Origin of the sequence: Actinophytocola sp. (genome assembly GCF_036002505.1) — a bacterium.
Classification (GTDB): domain Bacteria; phylum Actinomycetota; class Actinomycetes; order Mycobacteriales; family Pseudonocardiaceae; genus DASYTH01.
Map to the genome: position 1 here is coordinate 1 of NZ_DASYTH010000030.1, position 20677 is coordinate 20677.

Here is a 20677-nt window from a genome sequence, read left to right on the forward strand (position 1 = left end):
CACCGACGCCATATAATTTAGGTAATACACTTGATCAAGGAAAGTCAAGCTCCCCGACAAGCGTGTCGTCCCAGATCAACAACCATCCGACAGGCGTCGACCCGCCTCAAGATCAAACTAAGGGGGAAACTCCCGCTAGGCCGAATCGCCGATAGCGAGTTGAACCTGTTCGTGGGGTTCAATGGCGGCGCATCAGCGCTGCTGCACACCTCGGCCGGGCCAGCCCGCATCCGGCTCAAGCTGGACGCGCCGCCAAACAGCTACGAAGCGGTACTTGGCGCGGCTGCCAACGATGAGCTGATATTCACTGATGAGATGATCACCTACCACGGTCCGGGTTACACGCAGCCATGGCAGGGTGTGATCGGGCGTGGCCATCGAGAGACCCGGCTACATGAAGTTGTCGAGCAACGAGGGCAGCCTTCGGTCGCGTCACACATCGTGGATCTGCTCAGAGGCTGCCGCGTTTTCCACTTCCATGACACGAGCGCAGACGCGCCGGTCAAACAAACGGTATCGACAGCAGATAATCTCACCCTCCGGCAGGATGCTGGCAACCTCGCCGCAATTCTACTCTCGTTGAAATAGCGCAATACTGCCACCTACAAACGCATCGTAGGTGCGATCCGACAGGTAGCTCCGTTCTTCAGGGATTTCGTACTCCAGCCCGAGGTCAGTGACCACATTCGGTTGCGCTGGCGACAAATGGATTCCGACGCCATATTCTCAGCCAATCAGATGTCAGATGGCACCCTTCGATTCGTCTGTCTTGCGACATTGTTGCTACATCCCGCAACTCCAGCGTTGATCGTGCTGGACGAACCGGAGCTGGGCCTGCACCCGTACGCCATCGTACAACTCTCTGAACTTCTGCGGCAGGCGTCCGTTCGCAGCCAGGTTCTCATCGCCACTCAATCTGTCACGTTGATGAATCAGTTCCAGATCGACGACCTGATTGTCGTCGAGCGGGCGAATGGTGCGTCAACGTTTGACAGGCCGGAACCGGATAGCCTTCATGCCTGGCTCGATGAGTACTCGCTGGGCGAACTCTGGGAGAAGAACCTCATCGGCGGTCGACCTGGCGATGCTGGGAAACATGCCTGAGCGCGGACGCCTGCACATCTTGGTGGAAGGCCAGACTGAGGAGACCATCGCCCGGGAAACCATCGCGCCTTACTTAACCTCGGTGGGATGGTGGGTCACGTACTCGATTGTCACGACGAAGCGCCCGGCAGGTGGCCCAGCCCACAAGGGCGGGGGTGATCAATTGGGACCAGGTGCAGCGAGAAATCCGCCTGCTGCTCAGAGATTCAGGCCTGCTAGTTCTGACGACGATGCTCGACTACTACGCCTTCCCCCCAGAAGCGCCTGGAATGAATACCCGGCCAGCCGGGAGGCCGGGCGATCGGGTGGGCATGTCGAGGGCGCTCTCCGCCAGCACTTCGATGACCAACGATTCCTCCCGCACCTGACGCTCCACGAGACAGAAGCGTGGGTGTTCGCCGCTCGTAATCAACTGGCCGAACTATATGGCAACCCAACCATCGCGGCCAAACTGCAGGCGGACATCGATCTCGCCGGTGGCGTGGAGATGGTCAATGACAATCCGGCCACAGCTCCGTCGAAACGGCTTGTCCGGCATTGCCCCGGATATCTGAAGACCACGGATGGCCCATTGGCCATCTCGGATCTCGGCCTCGAGGCGCTTCGCCTCCAGTGCCCTCACCTCGATGCGTGGCTGGACAGACTCAGTCAGTGATCGCGTGCGACGTGACCTAGACCACAGATAACGACGCGCTCAATCCTCGGGTAACGGTCGGGTGTCGGACGGCGTGTCGGGGCTGGTCAGACGTCTGTGCAGCCATCAGCCCGAACGAAGGAGGATGGCGATGAGGAAATGGTTGAGCGCGCTGACGATGGTCGCGGTGGCGGCGGGACTGGCGCTGACCGGGTCGAGCGTGGCACAGGCGACGACCGCGTCGTGCAAGGTGACGTGGGGGTCGCTGGAGAAGTCGTCGGAGGGGTACGAGGGTGCGCCGACGTCGATCGTCAACGTGCGGGCGGGCAGACACACCTGCTATGACCGGCTCGTGGTGGACTTGGCCGGCAGCAACATCGCGGGGTACCACGTCAGATATGTGCCTCAAGTGCTCACCCAGGCCAAGGGCGACGCGCTGCGGCTGCGCGGCGGGGCGTTCCTGGAGGTCGTGATCGAGGCCGGGACCAACAACCCGAACACCGGCGCGTCCACCTACAACCCGCGCAACCCCAACGAGTTGGTGAAGGTCCGCGGCTGGCGGACGTTCCGGCAGGCCGCGTTCGGCGGCAGCTTCGAGGGGTACACGACGATCGGGCTCGGGGTGCGGGCGCGGCTGCCGTTCCGGGTGTTCACCCTGCAGAACCCGGGGCGGGTGGTGATCGACGTGGCGCACCGCTGGTGATCACGGTGTGAGGGCGGCGTCCGCGATGCTGACGGCTTCGCGGGCGCCGCTTTCGATTGCGGCGCAGCACAGGTGGAGCCAGGCGGCGACGGCGTCCCGGTCGCCGGCGCCGAAGCCGCCGGCGGCCTCGCGGTATCGGGAGAGGTGGCGGAGGTAGAAGACCTCGGGGACGGTGAGGCTCTTCGGGTCGAGTCCGGTGCTGACCGCGGTGAGCCGGGCGGCGGCCCGGGCCACGACGCCGTTGGCGGCGGTGAACGGGGCGAGGGTGAGCAGTTCACCGTGCACGACGGCGACCAGGATCGGGCCGGGCACCGAGGTGCCGCCGGCGACCAGGCGGGCGAGCAGGTCGAGCCGCCCGGACACACCGCGAACCGCGCGCGGGCGGCCCAGCTCCTCGTCCGGCAGCAGGTCCGCCGCGGCCAGGACGTGCAACCGGGCCAACGCCTGCAGGGGAGCGCGTTGCCAGACGGGCAGCAGCGGGCCGATCGACTCGGCGATCCGCAGCGCGCCGGCCAGCACCGGATCGGTCACCTCGCCGGACGTGGGAATCGACGCTTCGCCGCCGTCCAGCGCGGCCGACGCCCGGGCGGCGCGGACCGAGGCCTCGGCCGCGGTGGCCGGCCAGCCGCGGCGGTTGGCCGGGTGGCGGTGCACGGCGTCGACAGCGTCCCGAGCTGCCCGGACCGCGTCCTCCACGCCGGTCAGCGTGACCAGCGGCGCCAGCGGGTCTGTCACGCCGGCGACCCTATCGGGTGACGATTGGTCTAAACCTCTGTGGCCGTTGTTGCGGAGCGACCCCGCCCACTACGGTTCACACTGGCACCAAGGGCAGAGCAGCTTTCAGGAGGTCACGCACCATGTCCGAGCAGCAGAACCCCATTCTGGACAACCTGCTGACGGAGAGCCGGACGTTCCCGCCGAGCGCGGAGTTCGCCGCGGCGGCCAACGGAAGCGCGGAGCTCCACCAGGAGGCGGCCGCGGACCGGGACGCGTTCTGGGCGCGGCAGGCCGAGGAGCTGCTCAACTGGGACGAACCGTGGAGCCAGGTGCTGGACTGGTCCGACAAGCCGTTCGCGAAGTGGTTCGTCGGCGGCAAGCTCAACGTCGCGTACAACTGCGTGGACCGGCACGTCCAGTCAGGGCACGGCGACCAGGTCGCGTTCCACTGGGAGGGCGAGCTGGGCGACACCCGCACGATCACCTACGGCCACCTGCTGCGCGACGTGTGCAAGGCCACCAACGCGCTGATCGAGCTGGGGGTGCAGAAGGGCGACCGGGTGGCGATCTACATGCCGATGATCCCGGAGCTGCCGGTGGCGCTGCTGGCCTGCGCCCGGCTCGGGGCCACACACTCGGTGGTGTTCGGCGGTTTCTCCGCCGAGGCGCTCGGCGGGCGGATCGACGACGCCCAGGCCAAGCTCGTGATCACCGCGGACGGCGGCTACCGGCGGGGCGCGCCGAGTGCCCTGAAGCCGACCGTCGACGAGGCCGTGGCGAAGAACCCGAGCGTGGAGAAGGTGCTCGTGGTCCGCCGCACCGGGCAGGACGTCGGGTGGAACTCCGAGCGCGACGTCTGGTGGCATGAGCTGGTCGACCGGCAGAGCGAGGCGCACACCGCGGAGCCGCACGACGCCGAGCACCCGCTGTTCATTCTCTACACCTCCGGCACGACCGCGAAGCCCAAGGGCATCCTGCACACCACCGGCGGCTACCTGGCCCAGGTCGCCTACACGCACAAGTACGTCTTCGACATCAAGCCGGCCAGCGACGTCTACTGGTGCACCGCGGACATCGGCTGGGTCACCGGCCACAGTTACATCGTCTACGGCCCGCTGGCCAACCGCGCCACCAGCGTCTTGTACGAGGGCACCCCGAACACCCCGCACGAAGGCCGGCACTGGGAGATCGTGCAGAAGTATGGCGTCACCATCTACTACACCGCGCCGACCCTGATCCGCACGTTCATGAAGTGGGGCAACGACATCCCGGCCAAGTTCGACCGCTCCTCGCTGCGCCTGCTGGGCAGCGTCGGCGAGCCGATCAACCCCGAGGCCTGGATGTGGTACCGCGAGCACATCGGCGACGACCGCTGCCCGATCGTGGACACCTGGTGGCAGACCGAAACCGGCGCGATCATGGTCTCCCCGCTGCCAGGTGTCACGTCCACCAAGCCCGGCTCCGCCCAGGCCGCGCTTCCCGGCTTGTCGGCGAAGGTCGTGGACGACACCGGCACCGAGGTCGGCAAGGGCGGCGGCGGTTACCTGGTCCTCGACCAGCCCTGGCCCGCCATGCTCCGCGGTATCTGGGGCGACGACGAGCGCTACCGCGACACCTACTGGTCCCGCTTCGCCGACCAGGGCTACTACTTCGCCGGCGACGGCGCCAAGTACGACAACGACGGCGACATCTGGCTTCTCGGCCGCGTCGACGACGTGATGAACGTGTCCGGCCACCGGATCTCCACCACCGAGGTCGAGTCCGCCCTCGTCTCCCACCCTACGGTGGCCGAGGCGGCGGTCGTCGGCGCCACGGATCCCACTACCGGCCAAGGCATCGTCGCCTTCGTGATCCTCCGCAGCGGCGTTGCCCAGGACGAGGCCAAGGGTGCGGACGCCATCAAGGCCCTCCGCGACCACGTCGCCAAGGAGATCGGCCCCATCGCCAAGCCCCGCCAGATCATGGTCGTCCCGGAGCTCCCCAAGACGAGGTCCGGCAAGATCATGCGCCGCCTGCTCCGGGATGTCGCCGAGAACCGCCAGGTCGGCGATGTGACCACGCTCGCCGACTCCTCGGTCATGGACCTGATCTCCGCGGGCCTGAAGGCGGGCGCCAGCGAGGACTGACCCCCGCACCCGCACCGCAACCCCGCTCCAACTCCAATCCCAATCCCAAACTCCAGAACCCAGGAGCCCCACGAACCCACCCCCCACCCCAGTTCCGGGTGGGGGCCCTGCCGGCCATTCTACCTGCGGAAACGTCGGCGAAGATCAGAAACGGGGTGGTTGTGGATAACTGGGTGGCATGGGGATAAGTGGCCGCTGGTGAAGGTTGTTGGGGCGGCGGCGTGGCGGCGGATGGTACGTCCGTGGTTGTGGATGTCGAGGACGTGTTGCGGCGGCAGGCTGGTGTGGTTGGCCGTGATCAGGCTTTGGCGGCTGGGATGAGCTCGGCGGCGATCTCGGCGCGGGTTGCCAAGGGGCGCTGGCGAACACTGCATCCTGGCGTTTACCTGGACAGCCACTACCAGGTCACCGACGAGGCGCGGGTGCGCGCAGCGTTGTTGTGGGCTGGACCGGACGCGACGGTCAGCGGGGTTGCCGCGGCGTGGTGGTACGGAATGTGGGAGTCCTGCCCGTCCATTGTGGAGGTTACGGTGCCGCGTGCGCGGTGGCCACGGGCCAGGTCCGGGGTGCGGGTCAGGCGGCGGGACCTGAACAGTCGGGATCGCGCTGAGCATCAGAGCGTGGCGGTGACCGCGCCGGAACTGACCGCGCTGGAGGCCGCGGTTGCGCTGGGCGACGACGGTGTTCGGTTGCTGGACAGGGCGTTGCAGCGGCATGTCTCGTTCGGTGCGGTAGTGCGGGCGCACCATCGCAACATCGGTCGGCGTGGCTCGAGGGCGGCGTGGATGCTGTTGACGGTGGCCGGCGACCGGGCGGACTCACAGGCTGAGCGAGTGCTGAAGGGCCTGCTGCGGCAGGCACGGCTGAGTGGGTGGCAGCGCGCCCACCGAGTGGGCGGCTACGAGGTTGACTTCGCGTTTGTCGAGGAGCAGGTGGCCATCGAAGTCGACGGGTGGGCCTGGCACTCCGACCCGGCTCGGTTCCGGCGTGACCGGGAGCGGCAGAACAACCTGGTGCTCAGCGGGTGGACCGTCTTGCGGTTCACCTGGCACGACCTCACCCAGGACGCGAACCGGGTGATCACCACGATCCGCTCCGCTCTCCGCCGGGCCGCCGCCGCATGATCACCGTTCGGGAACGGAACTGCTCGAAATTCGAGCACTTCCGTTCCGAAACGGTGATCACCGCCCTTGGCCAGCCTTGATCGCGGCCAGGAAGGTAGGAATGTCCACGACCAGGGCGGGACCGGCCGGGTTCTTACTGTCACGCACGGCGCCCGTGTTGGCCAGCTCGACGCAGTTGGTCGTGTCGGACCTGGACGCCTTGCGCCAGGTGACGGTCATCGCTTGCCCTCTCGTCGCTCGATGAGTTTCCTCAGGGTATCGCGGCTTTCCGTGGTGGAAAGCGCGATCTTGTGCAGCTTGGCGCGTTGGTGGACGTAGTGCTCCACCTCGGGATCATGCAGGAAGACCCCGCCTCTGAGCAGTTCGATATGCGCGATCGGAGGCGAGTCGGGAAACTCCAGCAACAGCCACGAGTGGTACAGGCCCGCGCAGGGTGCATGCTGGGATACCAGCCGAATCCCTAGCCCACGCTTGGTCAGTTCGATGAGCTGCCGGAGTTGTTCGGTCAGAATTTCGGCGCTGCCAAAGGGAGTTCGAATCGCGGCCTCGCCGATGTAAGCCGTGTACTCGACCTTCGAGAGGCCTTGCTGTCGCCGCAGCCGGGCCATCCAGGCCATCTCGATGTCCTCGATCGACGTGCCCTTGTCGAGCATGTACGCCTTGGCGTATTCGTAGGTCTGGAGGAGCCCGGGGACGATGTTGACCGACCAGTCGGTGAGCACATTGGCCTCGGACTCGTAGCTGGCCAGCACGCCGAGTTCTTCGGGAACGCCGGGCAACGGGCGGGACCACCAACCCGGTTCGTCGATTGCTTTGGCTCGCCGGATAAGCGCGCCGCGTTGGTCCATGGGGATGCGGTAGACGGCAAGTATGCTCGCCACGTCCTCGGCGCTGATGTGCCGCTTGCCGTTCTCGATTCGGCTCATGGTCGCCGATGACCACCGCATCATCTCGGCCGCCGCCTCCAGCGACAGCTCGGTCTGCTGCGTCCGGATGGCTTTGAGCTGTGCGCCCAGCGCGCGGTCCCTGGCCTGCGGCGCTCGTCGCTGATTGGGCATGCGGCCCGACCCTTTCCACCTTGGCAAGCCCGAGCAGGCCTTGCGCACGGCAATTAGCTTGGGGCAACCATCCCAACTCGGCCACTCAGAGGAGTCGATCATGCACAGGCGGTTGGCCGTCAACACCGACATCCGGATCGACGATGGATGCACGATCAAGCACTCGGTGCAGGGCAGCGGCCGGACCGAGCTCGTCGTCTCGGACGAGGAGGAAGTCGTGGGATTCACGATCGAGTCGGAGGCATTGCGCCAACTCGTGCTGGTCGGGACCAGGGCGCTGAAGGAGATGGACCTGCTCTACGCCGAGGAGCAGGACACCCCGAAATCAGTTTGAACCGCCAAGGTCACGATTCCGTATCTAACCTTGGAACCAGTTCCAGCCCCGGCCGGGCGCGCCTATTCGCATCATCCCTTGACAAAGCGAGGTATTGATATGGCGCATGCCCATGCCCAACGGCGGCCCCGACGGCGTCGCACGATCGTGATCGCACTGATCGGGGCGGCCGCGTTGTCCACGGGCCTGGCGATCGACGCGCTGGCCAGCGGAAACTCCTCCGCGAGCGCCGCGCAGACCATCGTGTGCCCGAACCCGGCAGGTGCCATCGGTGCCGTCCCCGCGGCCGCCCAGAACGAGGTGACCCGCGAGCTGGCCAACCTCGACCGGCAAATTGCCGAGGCCAACAACCGATTGGCCACCACCGTCGGGCAGGGCGGACCCAACTTCGTCCAGAACGCCATCCTCGGCCCACTCGCGAGCAAACGCGGCGCCGCCCTGGACCGCATCGCCATCGCCATCGGCCGGGTCGCCACCCGACCCCAAGGACTCGACCGCTTCGCCACCTGCTCGCTCGGTCAGGCCGGCCAGCCCGCGCCGCAGCCACCCCAGCAGACCCAGCCCGCGCCCGCACCCCCACCGGCGAACGGCGGCGGCGCCGTGCAGACGATCGCCTGCCCGTCCCCGGTCCTCCCGGCCGTGCCCGCAGCCGCCCAGGCCGAAGTGACCCGCGAGCTGGCCAACCTCGACCGCCAGATCGCCGAGGCCAACAACCGGCTGGCCACCACCGTCGGGCAGGGCGGACCCAACTTCGTCCAGAACGCCATCCTCGGCCCACTGGCCAGCAAACGCGGCGCCGCCCTGGACCGCATCGCCATCGCCATCGGCCGGGTCGCCACCCGACCCCAGGGACTGGAGCGGTTCGCCACCTGCGCGCTGCGGTGATCAGAACGTCGGCGTTCCCCGCAAGACGCCGACCATGGAAAGAACGGCCCCGGCGCGACCCCCTCCGCCCGGGGCCGTTCACTTGTGCGGGCGCAGGCGACGCGGGGTTCAATGCCAGCGTGACCGATACCGAAGACCTGGCGCATCCGGGCGAGCGGCACCACGACAGCCTCGCGGAGAAGTTGAACTGGTTGCGGGCCGGGGTGTTGGGCGCCAACGACGGGATTGTGTCGGTGGCCGGGCTGGTGGTGGGGGTGGCGGGGGCGACGACCGAGCGACTGGTGATCCTCACCGCCGGGGTGGCGAGCCTGGTGGCGGGCGCGTTGTCGATGGCCGGCGGTGAGTACGTGTCGGTGAGCACCCAGCGGGACACCGAGCGGGCGGCGCTGGAGCTGGAGAAGTACGAGCTGCGCACGATGCCCGAGGTGGAGGAGCGGGAGCTCGCGCAGATCTACCAGGAGAAGGGCCTGAGCGCGGAGTTGGCGGAGCAGGTGGCGCAGGAGCTCACCGAGAAGGATCCGCTGCGCGCGCACGCCGAGGCCGAGTTGCAGATCGACCCGGACAACCTGACCAGCCCGTGGCAGGCGGCCTGGGCGTCGTTCGTGGCGTTCACCGTGGGCGGGTTGATTCCGTTGCTGGCCATCGGGTTCCCGCCGACGAGTGTGCGGGTGTGGCTGTGCGGGGCGGCGGTGCTCGTCGGTCTGGCGCTGACCGGTGTGATCAGCGCACGGCTGGGGAGCGCCCGCGTCGCCCGGGCGGTGCTGCGCAACGTCGGGGTCGGCGCGCTGACCATGGTGGTGACCTACTACGTCGGCGTCCTGTTTGGAACCGCCGTCGGTTGAGTCCCCGGCCAGCCCCTTTGATCCGCACATGGCACGATGGCGCACGTGACCAGCGCGCGCGAGAACACCAACGGCGACGGGCTGCCTCGGGTTCCGTCGATCCCTCTGACCGACGAGGCGGCGTTCGACGCGGCCGGCAACCAGTCGATCGGCCACCTGGTCAAGGACGCGACCACGCACCTGTCCACGCTGGTGCGGGCGGAGATGGAGCTGGCCAAGGCCGAGATCACCCGGGAGGTGAAGAAGGCGCTGATCGGCAGCATCTTCTTCATCGTCGCGCTGGTCGTGGTGCTGTACAGCTCGTTTTTCTTCTTTTTCTGGCTGGCCGACCTGCTGGACGTGTGGCTGCCGCGCTGGGCCGCCTCGCTGACCGTGTTCGGCACCATGCTGGCGATGGCCGGCTTCTTCGCCTTCCTCGGATACCGCAAGTTGCGGAAGCTGCGCGCGCCCGCGCGGACCATCAGCACGATCAAGGACACCGCCTCCGCGCTCACTCACCGCGAACCAGGCAAGGACCTCACCACCGAGGCGGCCGGCACCGCGCCTCGGCCGACGTGATCGGGCGGTCGCTCAGCACCGCCCAGCGCCTGCGCCCGGACCCGTCGACGGTGCGGATCGACGGGCCGTGGGCGCACCGGGACGTCTACGCCAACGGCATCCGGCTGCACGTCGCCGAGACCGGTGAGGGCCCGCTGGTGCTGATGCTGCACGGCTTCGGCGAGTTCTGGTGGACCTGGCGGCACCAGCTCACCGCGCTCGGCGACGCCGGGTTCCGGGCGGTCGCGGTGGACCTGCGCGGCTACGGCGACTCGGACAAGCCACCCCGCGGCTATGACGCGTGGACGCTCTCCGGCGACGTCGGCGGGTTGATCAAGGCGCTCGGCGAGCGGCGGGCGCACCTGGTCGGGCATGGCTGGGGCGGGCTGCTCGCCTGGGCGGTGGCCGCCATCCACCCGCGGCTGGTGCGTTCGGTGAGCGCGCTGTCCGCACCGCACCCGCTGGCGCTGCGCCGGGAGATCCGCCGCACGCTGCTGCGCCGCCGCGCCGGCAACCAGGCCCGGGCGCTGGGCGAGCTGTTCACCGCGCAGCCCCCGATCACCCCGGAGCGGCGCTGGACCCGCGACGGCGGCGCCGCGGTGGAGGCCCGGATGCGCCGGCTCTCCGGTCCACAATGGACGGCCGAACCGGATTTCGCCGACGCGGTAACGCATTTCCGCCGAGCCATCCTCGTCCCCGGCGCCGCGCACAGCGCGCTGGAGTACTACCGCTGGGCGGTCCGCGCACAGATCCGCACCGAGGGCCGGCGCTTCGCCGAGGCCATGTCCCGGCGGGTGGAGCTGCCGGTGCTCCAACTGCGCGGCGCACTGGACCCAGCCATGCTGCCGGGCAGCGTGTACGCCTCCGCGGAGTGGCTCGGTCGCCGGTCGACAGTGGTCTCGCTCGACGGCGTCGGACACTACCCGCACCAGGAGGCGCCGACCGCAGTGAACCGGATCCTCAAGGGCTTCCTGAGCTCGGCGTAAATGCGATGAAGGCGTCTTTCCTCACGTCCAGGGCGAGGAAAGACGCCTTCATCGCACTCCGGCGCTAGTCGGCGCAGCGGCCGGTGCTCACCGCGTCGACCAGGTCCGGCGCCCGGTCCACCTCCTCGCGCACCTCGTCGGCCGTGAGCGCGAAGCCGGTGTCGGAGTTGTCCACCGCGGCGCCGAACACCACGCCGATCACCTGGCCCTGGGTGTCGATCAGCGGGCCGCCGGAGTTGCCGCTCTTGACCGTGGCGCGCAGCGTGAACACGTCCCGGGTGACCGTGCGCGAGCCGTAGATGTTGGGGCCGGACAGGTTGATCCGGTCCCGGATCCGGGACGGGGCCGCGGTGTACGGGCCGTCCAGCGGGTAGCCGAGCACGATGCTGTCCTGGCCGGACTCGCCGTCCTGGGCCGCGAACGGCATCGTGGGCGCGGTCAGTCCGGGCACCGCGAGCACCGCGACGTCGGTCTCCGGGTCGTAGTGCACCACCCGGGCCCGGAGCCGGCGGTCACCCGACTCGACGGTCACCTCGTTGGTGCCGGCCACCACGTGCGCGTTGGTCAACACCCGCTGCGGGGCGATGACGAACCCGCTGCCCTCCAGCGCCCGCTCGCAGGACGGCGCCTTCGCGTGGATCTTGAGCACGCTGGCGTGCACACGCTGCACCACGGCGCTGGCCTGCAGGGCCGGGTCGGGCGGCGCGACGTCCTTGCTGGGCGCCCGGTTGAACGGGTCGACCACGGCCGGGAAGCCGGTGTCGTCGAGGATCTTGCGCAGCGCCGCGGGCAGGTCCTGGGCGGCCGACGGCATCACCTCGTCGACGCCGCCGAGGATCACCGACCGGTTGATCGCCGCGGCCAGCCCCGGCAGGTTGCCCACGGTGCTCAGCGCGGAGCCGATCAGCCAGGCCACCACGAACACGACCAGACCCTGCACCACCGCGCCCAACACGCTGTCCACACTGGACAGTCGCGGCGAGTTGATCTTCTGCCGGATGGTCCGGCCGAGCCACACGCCCAGCGTCTCGCCGAGCGCGATGAACAGCACGAAGATCGCGAAGGCGAACGCCACCCGGGTCGGTGTGGCGTCGATGTGCTCGACCACCAGCGGCGCGATCAGCACGCCGGCGATGCCGCCGAGCAGCACCCCGATGAACGCGGGCAATGCGATGATCACGCCCTGGCGCGCGCCGGACACCGCCGCCAGCACGGCCAGCCCCAGCACCAGCAGATCAACCCAGTTCACTGCCCGCTGCCCTCCAAGCCGCCTCGAGATCCCGGACATCCTCGGTGTCCCAGGGTCTCTCCCAGCCACCGGCGCCGAGCACCATGGTCAGCACACCCGCCGTAAAGCCCCAGACAAGCATGCCCGGCAGGCCGAACGCCGGCCCGGTGAAACCGGACGGGTGCCGCACCATGAACCGGTTCGCCGGATCCACCAGCACGGCCACCGGCACCCGGGCCACCGCCGCGGTCTCCGCGGGGTCCACCGCCCACACCCGGCTGGGCCGCTCCCAGTGCGCCAGCACCGGTGTGACATGGAAGCCCGACACCGGGATGTGCAACCGCGGCAGCACCGCGACCGGGCGGACGCCGGACGGGTCCACCCCGGTCTCCTCGACCGCCTCGCGCAGCGCCGTGGCCACCGGGCCGTCATCGTCCGGTTCGGCCGCGCCGCCCGGAAAGGCGACCTGGCCGGAGTGCGCGTTGTTGCCGTCCGCACGCAGCTGCAGCAGCACATCCGGACCGTGCTCCTCCTGCTCCCCGAACAGGATCAGCACCGCGGCGTCCCGCGCCTCGTCGGTCGGCAGCGACAGCCGGCGGAACACGTCCAGGTCGAGCTCCACGGTGGCCTCGACCAACGTCCGCAGCCACGCCGGCACCCGGGCCGGGTCGACCAGCGGTCCGTACTGCTTGGTCATGACTGGCCGCCTCGGTAGCGGGAGACGGTCTCGCGCACCTCATCGACGGAGCGGAACAGCCTCGGTTCGCTGACGAACCGAACCGTACCGTCGGATCCGATCACGAAGGAGGCCGGCAGGGCGTCCGGAACCCGCAGCGCCCGCAGCGCCGCCCCGTCCCGGTCGAGCAGGTTCGGAAACCGCAGGTGCAGCGCGGAAAGCAACTCCAGCGCACCGGCCGGGTCGCTCTGCACGGCCAGGCCCAGCACCGGCAGCGCACCGGCCCCGGCGGTGTACTCGGCCAGCACCGGCAGCTCCTCCTTGCACGGCCCGCACCAGGTGGCCCACACGTTGACCAGCACCGCCCGGCCGGCGACCACGGACGCGAGGTCGACCGTCGACCCATCGGCCAGGCACTCCACCCGGGCCGCCGCCAGCGCGGCCGGACCATCAGGCGCGGTGGGACACGCGGCGAGCGCGGCTTTCGCCCGCGCCGGGCCGAGATCCGGCGCCGGCGGGCTCGCGGCCGGCTCGCGGGTGCGCGGCCAGAGCGCGATCACCGCGGCGGCGACCACGACCAACCCGGCGACCAGCCACCGCGACCGGACGCTCATCCGCCGTTTTTCACCCCGCCCGGCCGGTAGCCGTTGCGGGTGCGCTCGGCGAGGTCCAGCAGGTGCTCCGCCTCGACGCCCTTGACCAGCTTGGCCGCGGCCTCCGGATCGGTCGGGCCGAGGCCGAACGACGGGCAGTCCCGGAACAGGAAGCAGGACCCGCAGGCGGGCTTCTTGGCATGGCAGACCCGGCGGCCGTGGAAGATCACCCAGTGGGACAGCATGGTCCAGTCCTTGCGGGGGATCAGCCGGCCGATCTCGTGCTCGACCTTGACCGGGTCGTCCTCCGCGGTCCACTTCCACCGCCGGGCCAACCGGCCGAAGTGGGTGTCCACGGTGATGCCCGGAACCCCGAAGGCGTTGCCCAGGATGACGTTCGCGGTCTTGCGCCCGATGCCCGGCAGCGTCACCAGGTCGTCGAGCTTGTTCGGCACCTCGCCGCCGTACCGCTCCACCAGCGCCGCGCCCAGTCCGATCAGCGCGCTGGACTTGTTGCGGTAGAAGCCGGTCGACTTGATCATCTCTTCCAGCTCGGTCCGGTCCGCACCCGCGTAGTCGGCGGCCGTGCGGTACTTCGCGAACAGCGCCGGCGTGGTCAGGTTGACCCGCACGTCGGTGGACTGCGCGGACAGGATCGTGGCCACCGCGAGCTCCAGCGGGTTGGTGAAGTCCAACTCACAGTGGGCGTCCGGAAAAGCCTCGGCGAGCGCCCTCGTCATTCTTCGCGCCCGGCGGACCAGCGACGGGTCGTTTGGCTCGGGCGCGATGGGGGTACCACGAAGGGGTGGTCGTCGAGTGGCGGATGGCACACCGCTAGCCTACGGGCCCATCGGACAACCTCATGCGCACCCACGACGTCTGTAGAACAGCGAGCCAGCCCGACACGCCGGAGTGGGCTAGCGTCCACAAAGGCCGAGCCCGGATGAGCGAGGATCGACGACCGATGACCGTTTGGTTCGTGTTCGCGGTGCCCTTGGTGGTCATGTTCTTCGCGCTGTTCATGGAGCGCGTCGAAGCCCGGCTGCGGCATGTCGCCGTCCAGGAGGACGAGGTCGAGCAGTTCCTCGAGCAGGCTCAGCCCGATGAGGTGCGGGCCCTGTACGGGCACGGCATCGGCCGCGCGCTCGAGCTCTTCCGGCTGCGCCGCCTCGGCGGCAAGGCGGCCCGCCAGCGCGCCCGCCGTATTCGGATCTAGTTATCGGCGAGTTTGTTACCGGCGAGTCCACCCGGTGTGATCCACGGCACACGTCCTACACTGCACTGATCAGGCGGCATGTTTCATCGTGCGGTCTGTTCCGTGGCGGGTAGACATCGGGAGGCATGACGTGGAAGAGGCCCTCGCCAGGGCGGGCATATTCCAGGGGGTCGAACCGGCCTCGGCCGAAGCGCTCGCCGCGACGTTGGAGTCGGTGGAGTTCCCTCGGGGACACGTGATCTTCGCCGAGGGCGAGCCGGGCGACCGGCTCTACATCATCCTGGCCGGCAAGGTGAAGCTCGGCCGCAAGTCTCCGGACGGGCGGGAGAACCTGCTCGGCATCCTCGGCCCGTCGGACATGTTCGGCGAGCTGTCCATCTTCGACCCCGGCCCGCGGACGTCCACGGCCACCACGGTCACCGAGGTCCGCGCGGTCACCATGGACCGCCCGGCGCTGCGCGGCTGGATCCAGAACCGGCCGGAGATCGCCGAGCAGCTGCTGCGGGTGGTGGCCAGGAGACTGCGCCGGACCAACGGCATGCTCGCCGACCTGATCTTCACCGACGTGCCCGGCCGGGTGGCCAAGGCGCTGCTGCAGCTCGCCCAGCGGTTCGGCAGCCAGGAGGCCGGCCTGCTGCGGGTCACCCACGACCTCACCCAGGAAGAGATCGCCCAGTACGTCGGCGCCTCCCGGGAGACGGTGAACAAGGCCCTCGCCGACTTCGCCCACCGCGGGTGGCTCCGGCTCGAGGGCAAGAGCGTGCTGATCATGGATCCGGAGCGACTGGCCCGCCGGGCCCGCTGAGCACCTGAGCAACATAAGAGGCCGGGCGCCGCCCCCGACGCGGCGCACCGGCCTCCTATGTTGCGTGGGCCATCCCCCGACGACCCACGCTCCCCGCCCTCCGGTGTAGGCCCCGACCCGTATGCCGGAGGGTGCTATTCGGTTGTGTTCAGTTGAACGCTCGCCACCGGCGAATCGTTACCCCAGAACCACGAGCAGCACGCCCGCGAACAGCAGGAGCGGAAGCAGGGCGGCCACGATGGCCACCCAGGCACTGACGCCATCCCCTCGCAGGCTCGGTGATGCCGCGCGCGGGCACCCTGTATTGAATTGTTCGCTCGCAAGCTCGCTCACGTCGTGCCGGCCCGCCTCGTCGGTCACGGTCACCATGGCCGGATCCCTCCCGGTGGATCAAACTCTTTTCACTCCTTGGGACGCTCGGCGGGCCGCCCGCGTTGTACGGGTTCACCAGGAATTCCAGCTGCGTTGGAACAACTGACGTTCGCGGAGTACCCAGCGGCCGGGGGGCGCAAACTAAGTGGTACGGACGTACCAGAGTTTGCTTTACTGGTACACATGTCCCACTCCGCCCGGTTCACCGACTACCGCGCCGTGCTGACCACGCCCGGAGCGCTGCCCCCGGTGGTCACGGCGCTGCTCGCCCGCCTGCCGATCGCCATGGTCGGCCTGTCGCTGCTGCTCTACGTACAGCGCCAGACCGGGTCGTTCGCCGTGGCCGGGCTCGTCTCGGCCGGCGTGCTGGCCGGCGTGGCCACCGGCTCGGTCGCGCAGGGTCGGCTGATGGACCGGCTCGGGCCGACCCGCCCGCTGCTGGTCACCAGCTCACTGTTCACGGTGGCCGTCACGGCCGGGATGCTGGCCATCGAGTCGCGCGCCCCCGACGGTGTGCTGGTCGCGCTGGCGTTCGGCATCGGGCTGAGCCAGCCGACCGTCAGCTCGGCCTCCCGGGCACTGTGGACCCGGCTGCTGCCACCGGGTTCGACCCGCCAGGCCGCATACGCCTACGAGGCGATCAGCCTGGAGGTCTGCTTCATCCTCGGGCCGGCGCTGGCCGGCGTGCTCATCGCCCTGCCGTGGCCGGGCACCGGCGTGGTGATCGGCTCCGCCTGCATGGTGGCCGGGGGGATCGGCTTCGCGCTGGCGCCCGTGGTGCGCCGGCAGGCTCCAGCCAAGGCGACAACCGAGCGCGCCCCCGCCGAAGGCTCGGAATCGAGGTGGCAGGGCCCCGACGGGCAAACCGCAGCCGATCGGGATGCCGGCCCTGCCGGCGAGATTTCGACGCGCGCAGAGCCGCCGACAAGCCGCGGCGGGCGGCTGCTCGGCGCCCTGGTCAGCCCCGGCATGCGCACGGTGGTGCTCGCGGTCCTCGGCTTCGGTGTGACCATCGGGTTCATCGAGGTCGCCGTGCCGGCGGCGGCGACCCGGGCCGGCCACGCACCGGCCGGCGGGCTGATGCTGGCGCTGTGGTCACTGGGCTCGGTCATCTTCGGCATCGCGTACGCGGCGCGGCCGTGGCCCCGGGAGATGCGGCTGCGCCAGCCGGTGCTGCTGGGCGCTTTCGCACTGCTGGTGGCTCCGCTGGCGATCCCGACCAGCCTGCTGGGCCTCGGTGCGCTGCTGCTGGTGCCCGGCCTGTTGATCACCCCGCAGGCGACCACGCACTCCGCGGTGCTCGAGCTGATCGCGCCGCGCGGCACGACCACCGAGGCGTTCGGCTGGGTGATCACCGCGGCCACCTTCGGCCTTGCACTCGGCCAGTCGGCCAGCGGGTGGCTGGTCGAGCACGTCGGCATCCGGTCGGCATTCCTGGCCTCCAGCGCCGCCGGCCTGCTCATCGCGGCCCTGGTCTGGGCCCGGCGCAAGACCGTCCGCCTGGAGAGCTCGTTGTCAGGACAGGGATCCGGGGCTGACCAACCCGCTCACATAGGCGACGACGACCGCCTGCGCCCGGTCGCGTAGCCCGGCTACGGCGGGCTCAGGAAGATCGGGTTGGTGAGCGCCACCATGGTGTCCGGGGTGGTCGCGGTCGGCACCGGCCGGCGCACCTCCGCCCGCAGCCACGCCGTGTAGCGGCTCTGGGTGGTGAACCGCACGGTCGCGGCACCGGACGCGTCCACCGCTTGAATCCACTGTGGACCGTTCTGGTTGAGCAGGCGGACCGTGGTGCCCGGCACGCCGGAGACCGTGACCTCGAAGGTGACCGGCGTGCCGGTGCCGGAGGTCAGCCGCTCGCCGATGCCGGCCCGGCGGGTCCCGCCGCTCGCCTCGAAGCTCAGCCGTACCGCGGAGGACTCGGCGATCCAGTTGTGGCCGGCCTTGAAGCCGTCCATCAGCCGGCGCGGGGTGAGCTCGTCGGCCAGAACCACGTTGTGCGGCAAGGCGACGACCTGGTCCGGATGGTGCGCGTCGCTGTCCCCGACCGCGGGCAGCCAGGTGCCGGTGCGCAGCAGCCCGTCCCAGGCGGTCACCGCGGCCTCGTCGTCCAGCGTCCACGGCCCGTTCCACACCTCGACCAGGTCGGCCAGCTCGTAGCTGTACTCCCACGAGCAGCCGAAGCAGGTGGCGAACGGGTGCGCGGCCACCACCAGGCCGCCGGCCCGGTGCACGTCGTCGGCGAACCGGCGGAACTCGCGGCGGTCGCCGGCCCGGTACCGCCAGTCGATCCACTTGCCGGCCGGGAGGTTCCAGGCCGGCCAGTGCCCGGTGCGGGTGGTGACCTCCTCGCCGTTGATGATCAGCAGGTCGTCGCCGGCGTGCTCGCCCCACTGCAGCGACGCGCTGGGCGTGTTGTGCTCGGTGGACACGAAGAAGTCCAGCCCGGCGGCGCGGGCGGCCGCGGCCAGCTCGGCGGGGGTGCGGCGGCCGTCGGAGTGCACGGTGTGCAGGTGGCCGTCGCCGCGGTACCAGGCCCGGCCGCGGTTTCTGGCGGGCGCGGTGGCCGGGGCCGGGTTCGGCGTGAACCGCGGGTCCTGGCGGCCGAACCGGAGCGTGATGTCGACCTTGTAGTTCAGGCCCTGCTGGGCCACGGTGTACGGCCCGAGGATCACGTGCCAGCGGCCGGGTTCGATCGGACCGGGCAGGTAGCCCGGAGTGGCTTGGGCGGCGCTGATGGTGAACCTGTCGCGGAAGCCGCCGGACCAGCCGCGGAAGCCGCGCTCGTTGCCGAGCTGGAAGCCGGCCGGCGCGAAGATGCCGATGTCGAGGGCGTTTCCTTTAGCGCCGGGCGGAACCTGCGGCCGGTCGTAGCTGTAGACGACCTCCAGCTCCCGGGTCCCGCGCGGCACGTCGACCGGGAGGTAGAACCAGTCCGCCACGTCTGGCGGCAGGGTGCCGGTGACGGTCCTGGTCTCCTCGCCGGTCCGCTCGGCGTCGTCGGGCTCGGCGAACGCGACGCCCGGCAGCATCGTCCCGGCGGCCACCACTCCCGAGGTGACCAGCAGGGTCCGGCGGCTGAACTGGTCCTGGCACGGCTGCTCACACATGCAGGCGAACTTATGGCTGCCAGTTGACCAGAGGAACCGCTATCAGGTGAACAGCTAACTACCACTCCAAGGTTCACGCGCTACGGCACACTACGCGCGGATCCTTTCGCTCCTGCTCGCTCGTCGTGGCGCCGGCAAGCTTCCCTGGTGACGCCGGTCACGCCACTGGATCAGAATCCCCGGACGCGTGACGACTTCACGTCGTTGGGCGACAGTGTCCGCGTGACGGTGTTGCGACGCGGCGTTGCCGGCCCCGCGGTGGCTGGGCTGGTGGTCCTGCTCGGCGGGATGGCGACGGCGTCCGGCTGGCTGGACTGGTCCAAGCTGGGCCGCTGGCTGCGCCCGAACGCCGGGTTGATCATCACGTTCGCCGTCGCCGCCGCGCTGCTGGCAAAGGCCGTGCTCCGGGCGGTTCGGCGGGGCCCGGAGCGAAAGCCCGCCCGGGCCTTGAGCTGGTGGGTGGTCGCCGCGGCGGCCGCAGTGGTCACCGGGGTGGCATGGGCCGCGACCACCTGGCTGCTCCGCGAAGCCGACCGCGCGGCCGACCCGCCCGCCGCTCGCGTCGAGGCGATCAAGACCGGTCTGGGCACCGCCGCCGGAGCCGCCGGCGTCTTCGCGCTCCTGCTCGCGGTCCGCCGCCAATGGCACCAGGAACTCAGCTCGGCCGCCACCGAGCTCGATGCCGCGGAGAAACGCGTCACCGAGCTCTACACCAAGGCCGTCGAGCAGCTCGGCTCCGCTCAGGCCCCCGTCCGCCTCGGCGGCCTCTACGCCCTCGAGCGGGTCGCCCAGAACAACCCCGACCAGCGCCAGACCATCGTGAACGTCCTCTGCGCCTACCTTCGCATGCCCTACCAACTACCCAGTGACCCACCGGCCGAGGGCACGGACGAGCAGCTCGTGGCCACCCACCGCGAACGCATCCAGGAACGCGAGGTGCGCCTCACCGCCCAAGGCATCCTCGCCAACCACCTCTACACCGGTTACCGCAAGACCCCGGTGCCCACCTTCTGGCGGGACATCGACCTCGACCTCACCGGCGCCGCTCTGATCGACTTCGACCTGACGAGCTGCACCGTCCACAACGCGAACTTCCAGTCGGCGACCTTCACGGGTGAGACGATCTTTACGTTCGCCCTCTTCACCATGTACGCCAATTTCCGGGCTGCCACCTTCATCAATATCGCCCGCTTCGTGGGCACCACCTTCATTGGCCACGTCGACTTCGAATCAGCCACCTTCACCAGCCATGTCTACTTTGAATCGGCCACCTTCGATGAAGGTGTGCCGGAGGAGGTGGCGCGGTTTCTGCCGGAGTCCGCCGACTCCGAAGCCGCGGAACAGGTCAACCCGCCAAGCTAGCCGGCAGCGCCGCGAGGTCGTCGTCGATGCAGGCGCGGCGGTCAGGTCAGCGCACGTGGCGTTGCAGTGCTGCACGGTTTTCCCGCGTCTTCCCGGATGGTGCGGTGGGCGGTCTCCTCGAACTCCTTGGCCTGCGTGCGTTCCGTCGAGTCCCGCCCAAAGTGGCCAGCCGGCCACCGCGATCACGACGAGGACCACACCGGCGGCGTAGGTGATCCCCCGGCGCTGCCGGTCGGCGGCGTGCGCGCCGGAGTGGGTGATCGTC

24 protein-coding genes are annotated in these 20677 nt (G+C 69.5%); 15 read left to right on the forward strand and 9 right to left on the reverse strand.

Going from position 1 to position 20677, the window contains the following annotated elements; all coding sequences use genetic code 11:
* The first annotated feature begins 159 nt into the window (after positions 1–159).
* The 4 genes from VGR06_RS01475 (at position 160) to VGR06_RS01490 (ending at position 2441) form a co-directional block, all read left to right on the forward strand.
* Positions 160–588, forward strand: coding sequence for a hypothetical protein (locus VGR06_RS01475; protein WP_327557084.1), 429 nt, complete (start codon positions 160–162; stop codon positions 586–588).
* Positions 589–684: 96 nt separating this feature from the next.
* A complete protein-coding gene (locus tag VGR06_RS01480; protein ID WP_327557120.1) occupies positions 685–1104 on the forward strand; it encodes an AAA family ATPase in 420 nt (139 codons plus the stop codon).
* The gene (locus VGR06_RS01485; protein WP_327557085.1) at positions 1097–1759 is read left to right on the forward strand and encodes a DUF4276 family protein; all 663 of its coding nucleotides are present in this window, start codon (positions 1097–1099) and stop codon (positions 1757–1759) included. The genes VGR06_RS01480 and VGR06_RS01485 overlap by 8 nt, the downstream gene beginning before the upstream one ends.
* 130 nt (positions 1760–1889) lie before the next feature.
* Positions 1890–2441, forward strand: coding sequence for an AMIN-like domain-containing (lipo)protein (locus VGR06_RS01490; protein WP_327557086.1), 552 nt, complete (start codon positions 1890–1892; stop codon positions 2439–2441).
* On the opposite strand, the gene VGR06_RS01495 is transcribed toward VGR06_RS01490, so the two are convergent.
* A complete protein-coding gene (locus tag VGR06_RS01495; protein ID WP_327557087.1) occupies positions 2442–3176 on the reverse strand; it encodes an oxidoreductase in 735 nt (244 codons plus the stop codon).
* 122 nt (positions 3177–3298) lie between these two features.
* Here VGR06_RS01495 and acs point away from each other — a divergent pair, with 122 nt between their 5' ends.
* Together acs and VGR06_RS01505 are read left to right on the forward strand one after the other, a co-directional pair.
* A complete protein-coding gene (gene acs / locus VGR06_RS01500) occupies positions 3299–5284 on the forward strand; it encodes an acetate--CoA ligase (protein WP_327557088.1) in 1986 nt (661 codons plus the stop codon).
* Positions 5285–5526: 242 nt separating this feature from the next.
* A complete protein-coding gene (locus VGR06_RS01505) occupies positions 5527–6408 on the forward strand; it encodes a DUF559 domain-containing protein (RefSeq protein WP_327557089.1) in 882 nt (293 codons plus the stop codon).
* Positions 6409–6465: 57 nt separating this feature from the next.
* Here the strand turns inward: VGR06_RS01505 and VGR06_RS01510 are convergent, their stop codons facing one another.
* A complete protein-coding gene (locus tag VGR06_RS01510) occupies positions 6466–6627 on the reverse strand; it encodes a DUF397 domain-containing protein (protein WP_327557090.1) in 162 nt (53 codons plus the stop codon).
* Positions 6624–7466, reverse strand: a complete 843-nt coding sequence (locus tag VGR06_RS01515; RefSeq protein ID WP_327557091.1) for a helix-turn-helix transcriptional regulator — start codon at positions 7464–7466, stop codon at positions 6624–6626. The genes VGR06_RS01510 and VGR06_RS01515 overlap by 4 nt, the downstream gene beginning before the upstream one ends.
* A gap of 100 nt (positions 7467–7566) precedes the next feature.
* Between VGR06_RS01515 and VGR06_RS01520 the strand changes: the two genes are divergently transcribed.
* From VGR06_RS01520 to VGR06_RS01540, 5 genes are all read left to right on the forward strand, one after another.
* A complete protein-coding gene (locus VGR06_RS01520) occupies positions 7567–7800 on the forward strand; it encodes a hypothetical protein (RefSeq protein ID WP_327557092.1) in 234 nt (77 codons plus the stop codon).
* Positions 7801–7947: 147 nt separating this feature from the next.
* Entirely contained in the window at positions 7948–8685 is a 738-nt protein-coding gene (locus VGR06_RS01525) for a hypothetical protein (RefSeq protein WP_327557093.1), read from the forward strand.
* Positions 8686–8804: 119 nt separating this feature from the next.
* Positions 8805–9527 carry a VIT family protein gene (locus VGR06_RS01530; RefSeq protein ID WP_327557094.1) on the forward strand — a complete coding sequence of 241 codons (723 nt, stop codon included), beginning with the start codon at positions 8805–8807 and terminating at the stop codon, positions 9525–9527.
* 36 nt (positions 9528–9563) lie between these two features.
* A complete protein-coding gene (locus VGR06_RS01535) occupies positions 9564–10085 on the forward strand; it encodes a phage holin family protein (RefSeq protein WP_327557095.1) in 522 nt (173 codons plus the stop codon).
* The gene (locus tag VGR06_RS01540; protein ID WP_327557096.1) at positions 10082–11050 is read left to right on the forward strand and encodes an alpha/beta hydrolase; all 969 of its coding nucleotides are present in this window, start codon (positions 10082–10084) and stop codon (positions 11048–11050) included. Before VGR06_RS01535 ends, VGR06_RS01540 begins: the two co-directional genes overlap by 4 nt.
* A 64-nt stretch (positions 11051–11114) precedes the next feature.
* Here the strand turns inward: VGR06_RS01540 and VGR06_RS01545 are convergent, their stop codons facing one another.
* Genes VGR06_RS01545 through nth form a run of 4 tightly spaced genes read right to left on the reverse strand, consistent with a single transcriptional unit; the run spans position 11115 to position 14287 of the window.
* Positions 11115–12299, reverse strand: a complete 1185-nt coding sequence (locus tag VGR06_RS01545) for a MarP family serine protease (protein ID WP_327557097.1) — start codon at positions 12297–12299, stop codon at positions 11115–11117.
* Positions 12286–12975: a CoA pyrophosphatase gene (locus VGR06_RS01550; RefSeq protein WP_327557098.1), complete on the reverse strand. Its 690-nt coding sequence runs from the start codon at positions 12973–12975 to the stop codon at positions 12286–12288. Before VGR06_RS01550 ends, VGR06_RS01545 begins: the two co-directional genes overlap by 14 nt.
* Positions 12972–13568 (reverse strand): TlpA disulfide reductase family protein, encoded by a 597-nt coding sequence (locus VGR06_RS01555; protein WP_327557099.1) that lies wholly within the window; start codon positions 13566–13568, stop codon positions 12972–12974. The genes VGR06_RS01550 and VGR06_RS01555 overlap by 4 nt, the downstream gene beginning before the upstream one ends.
* Positions 13565–14287 (reverse strand): endonuclease III, encoded by a 723-nt coding sequence (gene nth, locus VGR06_RS01560; RefSeq protein ID WP_327557100.1) that lies wholly within the window; start codon positions 14285–14287, stop codon positions 13565–13567. The genes VGR06_RS01555 and nth overlap by 4 nt, the downstream gene beginning before the upstream one ends.
* Positions 14288–14511: 224 nt before the next feature.
* On the opposite strand from nth, the gene VGR06_RS01565 reads away from it, so the two are divergent.
* Together VGR06_RS01565 and VGR06_RS01570 are read left to right on the forward strand one after the other, a co-directional pair.
* On the forward strand, positions 14512–14763 hold the full coding sequence (locus VGR06_RS01565) for a hypothetical protein (RefSeq protein ID WP_327557101.1): 252 nt from the start codon (positions 14512–14514) through the stop codon (positions 14761–14763).
* A 130-nt stretch (positions 14764–14893) separates the two neighbouring features.
* A complete protein-coding gene (locus tag VGR06_RS01570; RefSeq protein WP_327557102.1) occupies positions 14894–15568 on the forward strand; it encodes a Crp/Fnr family transcriptional regulator in 675 nt (224 codons plus the stop codon).
* 177 nt (positions 15569–15745) lie between these two features.
* Here VGR06_RS01570 and VGR06_RS01575 read toward each other — a convergent pair whose 3' ends face one another.
* On the reverse strand, positions 15746–15937 hold the full coding sequence (locus VGR06_RS01575; RefSeq protein ID WP_327557103.1) for a hypothetical protein: 192 nt from the start codon (positions 15935–15937) through the stop codon (positions 15746–15748).
* A gap of 186 nt (positions 15938–16123) precedes the next feature.
* Between VGR06_RS01575 and VGR06_RS01580 the strand changes: the two genes are divergently transcribed.
* Complete coding sequence (locus tag VGR06_RS01580; protein ID WP_327557104.1) at positions 16124–17527, forward strand: MFS transporter; 1404 nt, start codon at positions 16124–16126, stop codon at positions 17525–17527.
* Positions 17528–17532: 5 nt separating this feature from the next.
* On the opposite strand, the gene VGR06_RS01585 is transcribed toward VGR06_RS01580, so the two are convergent.
* On the reverse strand, positions 17533–19050 hold the full coding sequence (locus VGR06_RS01585; RefSeq protein WP_327557105.1) for a CehA/McbA family metallohydrolase: 1518 nt from the start codon (positions 19048–19050) through the stop codon (positions 17533–17535).
* A gap of 222 nt (positions 19051–19272) precedes the next feature.
* Between VGR06_RS01585 and VGR06_RS01590 the strand changes: the two genes are divergently transcribed.
* Positions 19273–20412, forward strand: a complete 1140-nt coding sequence (locus tag VGR06_RS01590; RefSeq protein ID WP_327557106.1) for a pentapeptide repeat-containing protein — start codon at positions 19273–19275, stop codon at positions 20410–20412.
* Positions 20413–20677: the final 265 nt, after the last annotated feature.

Excerpts from the sequence above, each read along its gene's own strand:
- VGR06_RS01485 (WP_327557085.1), top strand. The coding sequence starts at position 1,097 with ATGCCTGAGCGCGGACGCCTGCACATCTTGGTGGAAGGCCAGACTGAG.
- VGR06_RS01490 (WP_327557086.1), top strand. The coding sequence starts at position 1,890 with ATGAGGAAATGGTTGAGCGCGCTGACGATGGTCGCGGTGGCGGCGGGA.
- acs (WP_327557088.1), top strand. The coding sequence starts at position 3,299 with ATGTCCGAGCAGCAGAACCCCATTCTGGACAACCTGCTGACGGAGAGC.
- VGR06_RS01510 (WP_327557090.1), bottom strand. The coding sequence starts at position 6,627 with ATGACCGTCACCTGGCGCAAGGCGTCCAGGTCCGACACGACCAACTGC.
- VGR06_RS01515 (WP_327557091.1), bottom strand. The coding sequence starts at position 7,466 with ATGCCCAATCAGCGACGAGCGCCGCAGGCCAGGGACCGCGCGCTGGGC.
- VGR06_RS01520 (WP_327557092.1), top strand. The coding sequence starts at position 7,567 with ATGCACAGGCGGTTGGCCGTCAACACCGACATCCGGATCGACGATGGA.
- VGR06_RS01535 (WP_327557095.1), top strand. The coding sequence starts at position 9,564 with ATGGCGCACGTGACCAGCGCGCGCGAGAACACCAACGGCGACGGGCTG.
- VGR06_RS01550 (WP_327557098.1), bottom strand. The coding sequence starts at position 12,975 with ATGACCAAGCAGTACGGACCGCTGGTCGACCCGGCCCGGGTGCCGGCG.
- VGR06_RS01555 (WP_327557099.1), bottom strand. The coding sequence starts at position 13,568 with ATGAGCGTCCGGTCGCGGTGGCTGGTCGCCGGGTTGGTCGTGGTCGCC.
- nth (WP_327557100.1), bottom strand. The coding sequence starts at position 14,287 with ATGACGAGGGCGCTCGCCGAGGCTTTTCCGGACGCCCACTGTGAGTTG.
- VGR06_RS01565 (WP_327557101.1), top strand. The coding sequence starts at position 14,512 with ATGACCGTTTGGTTCGTGTTCGCGGTGCCCTTGGTGGTCATGTTCTTC.
- VGR06_RS01575 (WP_327557103.1), bottom strand. The coding sequence starts at position 15,937 with ATGGTGACCGTGACCGACGAGGCGGGCCGGCACGACGTGAGCGAGCTT.
- VGR06_RS01580 (WP_327557104.1), top strand. The coding sequence starts at position 16,124 with ATGTCCCACTCCGCCCGGTTCACCGACTACCGCGCCGTGCTGACCACG.
- VGR06_RS01585 (WP_327557105.1), bottom strand. The coding sequence starts at position 19,050 with ATGTGTGAGCAGCCGTGCCAGGACCAGTTCAGCCGCCGGACCCTGCTG.